Consider the following 8,455-nt stretch of genomic DNA (forward strand, 5'->3'; position numbering starts at 1 on the left):
ACTCGATCGGTCTTGGGGAAGACGGCCCTACCCACCAGCCGATCGAGACCCTGGCCAGCCTGCGTTCGATCCCCAACATGCTGGTGATCCGCCCCGGCGACGGCAACGAAACCAGCGGCGCCTACCAGGTGGCCGTGGCGAACCGCAAGCGACCCAGCGTGCTGATCCTCAGCCGTCAGGCGATGGCCAACCAGGCCGGCTCCAGCCCCGAAGCGGTGGCCAAGGGTGGCTACATCCTCGAAGACTGCAGTGGCACGCCTGAACTGATCCTGATCGGCACCGGCTCTGAACTCGAGCTCTGTACCAAGGCCGCCGCACAGCTGCGCTCCGAAGGCCGCAATGTGCGCGTGGTGTCGATGCCATGCGTCGAGCTGTTCGAGGAGCAGGATGCCGCCTACCGCGAGAGCGTGCTGCCTGCTGCCTGCCGCAAGCGCCTGGTGGTGGAAGCCTCCAGCAGCTTCGGCTGGCACAAATACGTGGGCTTCGACGGCGCCACGATCTCGATCGACCGCTTCGGCGCCTCGGCCCCTGGCCCCCTGTGCATGGAGAAGTTCGGGTTCACGGTTGAGAATGTGGTGGCTAAGGCGAAGGGGCTGGGGTAGAAGCAATCTTGGAGGGCAGCAAAATCTCTAGAGAATCAAATGACTTCGTTGGGCAGATGATCTATCAAGCTCTCGACTGAGAGCCTCTAAATTGGTGGCTGGACGTAAACGGCGCTTCGGGCTTGCAGGACTCGTTAATATCCTGTTGACCAACCTGATTCTGCAGGGGCTGCTCCTAATACCAGCACTTCCTTCATCGGTGTGCGCACTGATGAGCCAGGCATGGAATGGCGTGATGGGCTACATCATCTACGGCAAGTGGGTGTTTCGCGCTTCTGGCCTAAGAGAGGGAAGACCATTGCTACGCTACAGTCTCACGCAAGTGCTACTTTGGTTCCTGAACTGGAGCATAATTTCTATTGGCGTATCAGCAGGCATCAATAGAAATCTTACAGCCCTACTGGGAGTCCCAATACTCGCGGTAATCTCGTACGCAATTCAAAAAATACTGGATCTTCTTGCCAAGATGAAGCTCAGCGTTATTGTTCCCTGCTACAACGAGGTCGAAACGATTGAGACGCTGATCGCCGCAGTACGCAAGGCCCCTATCAATGAGCTTGAGTTGGTGGTTGTGGACGATGGCTCCACCGATGGCTCTAGAGATTTGCTCAGAATTCTGGACCAGTCCAATCACTCGGACTTACGCATCATTTTCCATGATCGCAATCAAGGCAAAGGCGCAGCTCTGCGCACGGGATTCCTCGCAGCAACTGGAGATATATGCATCGTCCAAGATGCCGATCTAGAATACGATCCCCAAGAATTTCCAATTGTCATCGGCCCAATCCTAGAAGGGAAGGCCGACGTTGTTTTCGGCAGCCGCTTCCAAGGAGGGCGGCCTCACCGTGTGGTGTATTTCTGGCATCGCATGGGGAATGCCTTCCTTACGCTGCTAAGCAACATGTTCACAGACCTGAACCTGTCGGACATGGAAACCTGCTACAAAGCGTTTCGACGAGAGGTTATCCAGAAAATACAGATCCGCGAAAACCGCTTCGGCTTCGAGCCAGAGGTTACAGCCAAAGTCGCCAAGATGAACCTACGCATTTACGAGGTAGGGATATCCTACTATGGCCGTACATATGGAGAAGGGAAGAAGATCGGGTGGCGAGACGGATTCAGAGCCATTTACTGCATTCTCAAGTACAATCTGATGCCAAGATGATGAGTACTTGATGGGGGTAGCCCGCAACATGGTGACCGGCGGAGCCGGCTTCGTGGGCTCCCACCTCGTCGACCGGCTGATGGAGGCCGGCGAGGAGGTGATCTGCCTCGACAACTTCTTCACCGGACGCAAGGCCAACGTGGCCCAGTGGATCGGTCATCCCCGCTTCGAGCTGATCCGGCACGACGTGACCGAGCCGATCCGGCTGGAGGTCGACCGCATCTGGCATCTGGCCTGCCCTGCCTCGCCGGTGCACTACCAGTTCAACCCGATCAAGACCGCCAAGACCAGCTTCCTTGGCACCTACAACATGCTCGGCCTGGCCCGGCGGGTGGGGGCGCGGCTGCTGCTGGCGAGCACCTCGGAGGTCTACGGCGATCCGGAGGTGCATCCCCAGCCGGAGGGCTACCGCGGCTGCGTCAACACGATCGGCATTCGCAGTTGCTACGATGAGGGCAAGCGCATCGCCGAGACGCTCTGCTTCGACTACCGGCGCATGCACGGGACCCAGATCCGGGTGGCGCGGATCTTCAACACCTACGGCCCCCGCATGCTCCCGGACGACGGCCGGGTGGTGAGCAACTTCATCGTGCAGGCTCTGCGCGGTGGACCGCTCACGCTCTACGGCGATGGCAGCCAGACGCGCTCGTTCTGTTACGTGGATGACCTCGTGGAGGGCCTGGTCCGGCTGATGAACGGGGATCACACCGGCCCGATCAACCTCGGCAACCCTGGTGAGTTCACGATCCGGCGGCTGGCGGAGCTGGTGCGCGAACGGATCAACCCGGAGCTGGAGCTGATCTGCAAGCCACTTCCCGCCGACGACCCCACCCAGCGGCAGCCCGTGATCGATCTGGCCCGTGAGCAACTGGGCTGGCAGCCCACGGTCCCGCTGGAGCAGGGCCTGGAGCCCACCATCGCCTGGTTCCGTCAGCTGCTGGATCCCTAGCCAGGCAGACTCCCCCAACCGTTCCCATCCTCTCTTGGCTTCGCTGCAGAGTCTGCGCGGCATGGTCGACCTGTTGCCCGAGCAACTGCGGCTCTGGCAGCACCTGGAAGAGCGGGCGCGGGAGCATTTCCGCCGGGCGGTGATCCACGAGATCCGCACCCCGCTGCTGGAGGTCACCGAACTGTTCGCCCGCGGCATCGGCGAGGCCACCGACGTGGTGGGCAAGGAGATGTACACCTTTCTCGACCGGGGCGAGCGGAGCTGCACCCTGCGGCCGGAGGGCACCGCCTCGGTGGTGCGGGCCGTGATCCAGCACGGGCTGCTGAGCCAAGGGCCCCAGCGGCTCTGGTACGGCGGGCCGATGTTCCGCTACGAGCGCCCCCAGGCAGGGCGCCAGCGGCAGTTTCATCAGATCGGCGTGGAACTGCTCGGTCACGCCGATGCCCGAAGCGATGTGGAGGCGATCGCCATCGCCTGGGATCTGCTGGCCGATCTGGGTGTGGGCGGCCTGACACTGGAGCTCAACAGCCTCGGCAGCCCGGAGGATCGGGCTCTTTACCGCGAGCGGCTGGTGGCCTGGCTGGAGGCCCATCGCGACCAGCTCGATCCCGACTCCCAGGCCCGCATCCAGACCAATCCGCTGCGCGTGCTCGACAGCAAGCAGCCCCAGACCCAGGCTCTCCTCGCCGGCGCGCCGCGTCTGGGCGATGCTCTCAGCGGCGCCAGCCGCGAACGCTTCGAGCGGGTGCAGGAGGGGCTGGCGGCCCTGGACATCCCGGCGCAGCTCAATCCCCGCCTGGTGCGCGGCCTCGACTACTACGGCCATACGGCCTTCGAGATCACCAGCAGCCAGCTGGGTGCCCAGGCCACGGTGTGTGGTGGGGGGCGTTACGACGGTCTGGTGGAGCAGCTGGGAGGTCCGGCCACCCCGGCCGTGGGCTGGGCGATGGGGCTGGAACGGCTGGTGCTGCTGCTCAGCCGGACGCACGGGGTGCCGCCGACGNCTNCCCCGGATCTCTATGTGATCAGCCGCGGTGAGGCGGCCGAGGCGGCAGCCATGNCCCTGGTCCGCCAGTGCCGTCTGGCCGGCCTGGCGGTGGAACGCGATGGCAGCGGCGCGGCCTTCGCCAAGCAGTTCAAGCGGGCCGACCGTTCCGGGGCGCGCTGGGCTGCGGTGATCGGTGAGGAGGAGGCGGCCCGTGGGGTGGTGCGGCTGAAGGACCTGCGGGGCCCCGCGGATGGTCAGGTTGAGCGATGCCTGCCGGTCAGCGGGCTGGCGGCGGCCCTGCTGGCGTCGCCATGACGCCCGAGCACGTGTCCACCCGGGCTCGCCCCCCCTCGCATCCGGGCTGTTGACTGCTGGGTGCAACGCCTCCGGAGTCGTGCGCCGCTGCGATGGCTGAACCCACACTCGCCATCATCGCCGGTGCTGGAGTGCTGCCTCGGATGCTTTCCCAGGCCCTCAGGGCCACGGGACGGGAGCATCTGATCTGTTGCCCGCACGGGCTGGAACCGGAACTCCCCGACAACGAGTCGACTGAGGTTGAGGAGTTCTTCTTCGAGCGCTCGATCTCCTTCTTCCGGTCGCTGGAGAAGCGAGGCATCCGTCAGGTGGTGATGGTGGGCAAGTTCCATCGCCCCCGCTCGATCAACTTCATGCGTCTGGAAGGTTCCACCCTGATGGCAGCTCCGCGTATCCTGGGGTCGCTGCGCAGGGGCGATGACGCCTCGCTGCGAGCCCTGGCTGAAATCATTGAGGAGCTTGGCCTGGAGGTGGTGGGGGTGGAGGCTGTGGCCCCCAACCTGCTGCCAGAGCCGGGTCTCTATGCCAGCCGGGTGCCGAGCGAAACCGATCGCAGCGATGTGGAGCGCGCCGCCTACATCGTGGAGGCCATCTCGGCGGTGGATGTGGGGCAGGGCGCTGTGGTGGCTGGTGGACTCTGCCTGGCCACCGAGTCGCTGCCGGGCACCGACGCCATGCTCGAGTGGGTGGCCCAGACCCGCGATCAGCCGCCGGCCGGCACCCGCTCCGGTGTGCTCTACAAAGCGCCCAAGCTCGATCAGGATCGGCGCATGGACCTGCCGGCGATCGGCCCGACCACCGTGGCGAAGGCCGCGGCCGCAGGCCTGGCCGGAATCGCCTGGGAGGCCCGCGGCGCCCTGCTGCTCGATGCGGAGCGGACCATGGCCGAAGCCGATCGCCTCGGCATGTTCCTCTGGGCCCGCCCCTCGCTGCGCTAGTTGCCGGCAGTGCTTCGCATCAACCCTGGCCGGCGCGCTCCAGCACCCCCTTGCTGCTGGGAACTGCTCCGGCGCGGCGCGGATCCAGCTCGGTGGCCTGGCGCAGGGCGCGGGCAAAGGCCTTGAAACAGGCCTCCACGATGTGGTGCGAATTCACCCCGTCCAGCTGGCGGATGTGGACGGTGAGGCCTGCGTTGCCGGCCACGGCCACGAAGAACTCCCTCACCAGTTCGGTGTCGTAACGGCCGATCTTCTGGGCCGGGATCTGCAGGCCGAAGCTCAGATGCGGTCGGCCGCTGCAATCGAGAGCCACCTGCACCAGCGCCTCATCCAGCGGCGCCAGGAAGTGACCGAACCGGTGGATGCCGCGTCGGTCGCCCAGCGCCTGAGTCAGGGCCTGGCCGATGGCGATGCCCACATCCTCGTTGGTGTGGTGGTCGTCGATGTGGGTGTCGCCGGTGGCCTGGATCTCCAGATCGATCAGGCCGTGGCTGCTGATCTGGTGCAGCATGTGGTCGAGGAACGGCACGCCGGTGCTGGCCTGGCAGCGCCCCGTGCGTCGAGCGTGAGCTTGACGCGCACATCGGTCTCACTGGTGACGCGGTGCACCGATCCGCTGCGGGGCTGGCTGCCGGGAATGCCGTCGTTCATGGCCTTGCTGGGGAATCGGGCCTGGCCCGAATCGCTTTGATCATGGCCGAGTCGGTTCGGATGCGCTGGGGCGCCTTGCCCGACCCCCGCGGTCCGGCCAGTTTGGGGCATGGCCACGACCGCTGATCCACGCCTCACTGACATTCCGGAGACTCCCTTCGTGGTTTCCATGCCCGCGGACTTCCTGTGGGGCGTCGCCACCTCGGCCCACCAGGTGGATGGTCACACTCATGGCAACCACTGGGCCCGCTTCGAGTGTCAGCCCGGGGTGATCGCCGAGGGTGCGGTGAGCGGGTCGGCGGCCGATCACTGGAACCGGTTGGAGGAGGACACCGATCTGATTCGCGATCTGGGGGCCAACGTCCACCGGCCCTCGCTGCAGTGGAGCCTGCTCGAGCCGGAGCCCGGCCGCTGGGACAAGGCCCCCTGGGAGCACGCCGATCTTGAACTGGCTCTGCTCGAGCATGCGGGCATCGAGCCGATGCTCACCCTGCCGATCTGGCTCGCAGCCGGGGCGCTCGGGTGCGTCTGTGGTGCACCGTCAACGAGCCGGACGTGCAGATGCTCTATGACTACGTCACCGGCCAGTGGCCCCCCTGCCGGCGGGATCCGGAGCTGGCCACCCGCGCCTTCGCGGGACTCCTGCAGGCCGCGCGCTGGCCGCCGCAGCCCTGCGGCGACACCGTCACGATGCCCGTGTCGGCGCTGCCGTCCATCTGGTGCTGGCTGAATCCCTGCGGGGCTGGTGGCCTCCCGATCGCCTCACGGCCGCCCAGGTGCGCCGCGGCTTCAACTGGCCCTTCTACGACGCCTTCCGCGACGGCGTGATCCGTCTGCGATTGCCCGGTTTCCCAGGCTGGAGCAGCCCATGGCGGAGCTGCTCGGCTGGGCGGCGCTACCGCTTGTCGTTGATCGTCACCGAGAACGGCGTCGCCGTTGCCGAGGGCATCCCCGTGCAGGGCTACTTCCACTGGTCGCTGCTCAATAACTTCAAGTGGACCCACGGCTAGGAGGCTGCTGAAAAACCTGGCCAGCCGCGTGAGAATGGCCCATCGGCACTGAGCGGATGCGCGGCCAGTAGGAGCGGACCGGTCCCCTGTTCTCCTACGTCTCCACCGAGGACCGAATCCCCAAGGCCCATCCCCTGCGGCAGGTGCGGCGGTTGGCGGATCATGCCCTCGATCGGCTCAATCCCACCTTCTGGAGGCTCTACCCCGAGGGCGGTCGGCCCTCGATCCCGCCGGAGCAACTGCTGCTGGCCCTGTTGCTGCAGGCGATCTACGGCATCCGCTCGGAGCGGATGCTGATCGAGCAGCTCGACTACAACCTGCTGTTCCGCTGGTTTGTCGGCCTCAACCCCGACGACCCCGTCTGGCATCCGACGACATTCACCAAGAATCGCGATCGGCTGCTCAATGAGGAGCTCATGGCTCGGTTCCTGGAGCTGTTGATGGCCGCACCGGAGGTCAAGCCACTGCTGAGTTCGGAGCACTTCTCGGTGGATGGCACCCTGCTGCGGGCCTGGGCCTCCCACAGCTCCCTGGAGCGGATCGACGGGAGTGATGAGGATCCGCCACCACCCAGTGGCGGCAATGGGTTTGGGGCAGCTCCTGCCAAGGGCAAGAAGCGCGCCAAAGGGGATTTCCGCGGTCTGCTGCTCTCCAACCAGACCCACCGCTCCAGCAGCGACGGCGAGGCCCGATTGTTCCGCAAGTCGAACAGCACCGGCGCCTACCTCAGCTATCTGGGCCACTGCCTGATGGAGAACCGCCACGGCCTGGTGGTGGCCAGTGAGGTCACCCCAGCGGACGGCTATGGGGAGCGGGCGGCGGCGATCCGGATGGCCCGTTCGCTCGTTGGGGCGCACCGGAAGACGCTTGCCGCCGACAAGGGCTACGACACCAAGGATTTCGTGGCCGACATCCGCTTTGCCGGCATCACGCCGCATGTGGCGCAGAACATCCAGGCGCGCCGCCGCTCCGCCATCGACGGCCGCACCGTCCGCCATCCGGGCTATACCCAATCCATCAACGCCAGGAAGCGGATCGAGCAGGTGTTCGGCTGGATCAAGCAGGCCGCGGGCTTGAGGCAGCTCAAGGCCCGAGGCCGCTCAAAGGTGGGAGCGGTGTTCCGGTTGCATGTGGTGGCCTACAACCTGATCCGATTGGCGAACCTGCTCAGCCCACGGCAGGCGCTGGCATGAGACGGGAGTTGATGGGCGATCAGAGCCGATTCACTCCCCAGAGAGGGGGACAGAGGCCAGCAGGTATTGCTCGATGGGCCGAGCGAACGTCCCAGAGGGCACTGGTTCCCTCCGGCTGGAGCGAGAGCATCAGGATGGGACTCGCTTGGGCCGCTATTTCAGCAGCCTCCTAAGGCGATCACGCGCTGACATGGCGGCCTGACTTGCCTGTGTTCCTCCTCTTACAAGTGCCACCACCGTCTCACCCAGCCGGATGCCCCCATTGCTCACCGGAGGATCTTCCTCGCGTCCTTGAGGAGCAGAAGCAGTTGCTGCTGGCGCAGCGGCGATGCAGTGAATCCGAACCGGGTGTAAAAGCGTGCCGCGTCTTCGTCGATGGGATGGGTCAGGACGGATCGCGTCCTGAAGCATCCCAACACCGATGCCACGTCCATGGTTCTCCCGTGACACGGCGAGCCTGGCCAGGATGACCACGGGCAGCGGAAATCGACCCATGCCCTGACGGATGCGCTCTGGGGCCTCCACCGTGTCGACCTGGCCCACGGTGAGGCTGAAATAGCCGGCGACGCGATTCGCCTCGTCGGCGACGACGAACGTTCGGGCCGAGCCACTGGTCTGTGCCTGGCGGGCGTGGTGCTGCAGCC

At 65.4% G+C, this 8,455-nt stretch carries 8 protein-coding genes and 2 pseudogenes; 8 read left to right on the plus strand and 2 right to left on the minus strand.

Translation table 11 applies throughout. The features are described from left to right. The 5 genes from SYNGFB01_RS08925 to SYNGFB01_RS08945 form a co-directional block, all read left to right on the plus strand. Positions 1–602 (plus strand): transketolase C-terminal domain-containing protein (locus SYNGFB01_RS08925; RefSeq protein WP_048017771.1); only part of this gene is annotated, 602 nt, incomplete at its 5' end. 94 nt (positions 603–696) lie between these two features. Beyond that, positions 697–1,767: a glycosyltransferase gene (locus SYNGFB01_RS08930; RefSeq protein WP_152669598.1), complete on the plus strand. Its 1,071-nt coding sequence runs from the start codon at positions 697–699 to the stop codon at positions 1,765–1,767. Positions 1,768–1,777: 10 nt separating this feature from the next. After that, the gene (locus tag SYNGFB01_RS08935) at positions 1,778–2,716 is read left to right on the plus strand and encodes a UDP-glucuronic acid decarboxylase family protein (protein ID WP_048017772.1); all 939 of its coding nucleotides are present in this window, start codon (positions 1,778–1,780) and stop codon (positions 2,714–2,716) included. Between the two features lie 34 nt (positions 2,717–2,750). After that, positions 2,751–4,019, plus strand: a complete 1,269-nt coding sequence (hisS, locus tag SYNGFB01_RS08940; RefSeq protein WP_072061597.1) for a histidine--tRNA ligase — start codon at positions 2,751–2,753, stop codon at positions 4,017–4,019. A 92-nt stretch (positions 4,020–4,111) separates the two neighbouring features. Further along, positions 4,112–4,957, plus strand: coding sequence for an LpxI family protein (locus tag SYNGFB01_RS08945; protein WP_048017773.1), 846 nt, complete (start codon positions 4,112–4,114; stop codon positions 4,955–4,957). Positions 4,958–4,976: 19 nt separating this feature from the next. Here SYNGFB01_RS08945 and hisB read toward each other — a convergent pair. Next, a pseudogene (hisB, locus tag SYNGFB01_RS08950) lies at positions 4,977–5,608 on the minus strand (imidazoleglycerol-phosphate dehydratase HisB). A gap of 169 nt (positions 5,609–5,777) precedes the next feature. Between hisB and SYNGFB01_RS13285 the strand changes: the two are divergent. The 3 genes from SYNGFB01_RS13285 to SYNGFB01_RS08960 all read left to right on the plus strand — a co-directional run bounded on the left by SYNGFB01_RS13285 (position 5,778) and on the right by SYNGFB01_RS08960 (position 7,811). Next, complete coding sequence (locus SYNGFB01_RS13285; protein ID WP_072061598.1) at positions 5,778–6,338, plus strand: family 1 glycosylhydrolase; 561 nt, start codon at positions 5,778–5,780, stop codon at positions 6,336–6,338. Next, complete coding sequence (locus tag SYNGFB01_RS08955; protein WP_048017774.1) at positions 6,328–6,618, plus strand: hypothetical protein; 291 nt, start codon at positions 6,328–6,330, stop codon at positions 6,616–6,618. Before SYNGFB01_RS13285 ends, SYNGFB01_RS08955 begins: the two co-directional genes overlap by 11 nt. 86 nt (positions 6,619–6,704) lie before the next feature. Beyond that, positions 6,705–7,811, plus strand: a complete 1,107-nt coding sequence (locus tag SYNGFB01_RS08960; protein ID WP_152669599.1) for an IS5 family transposase — start codon at positions 6,705–6,707, stop codon at positions 7,809–7,811. 153 nt (positions 7,812–7,964) lie between these two features. Here the strand turns inward: SYNGFB01_RS08960 and SYNGFB01_RS15500 are convergent. Continuing rightward, positions 7,965–8,455, minus strand: a pseudogene (locus tag SYNGFB01_RS15500) (hypothetical protein); the annotation flags it as partial.

It is taken from the genome of Synechococcus sp. GFB01 (assembly GCF_001039265.1).
Classification (GTDB): Bacteria; Cyanobacteriota; Cyanobacteriia; order PCC-6307; family Cyanobiaceae; genus NIES-981.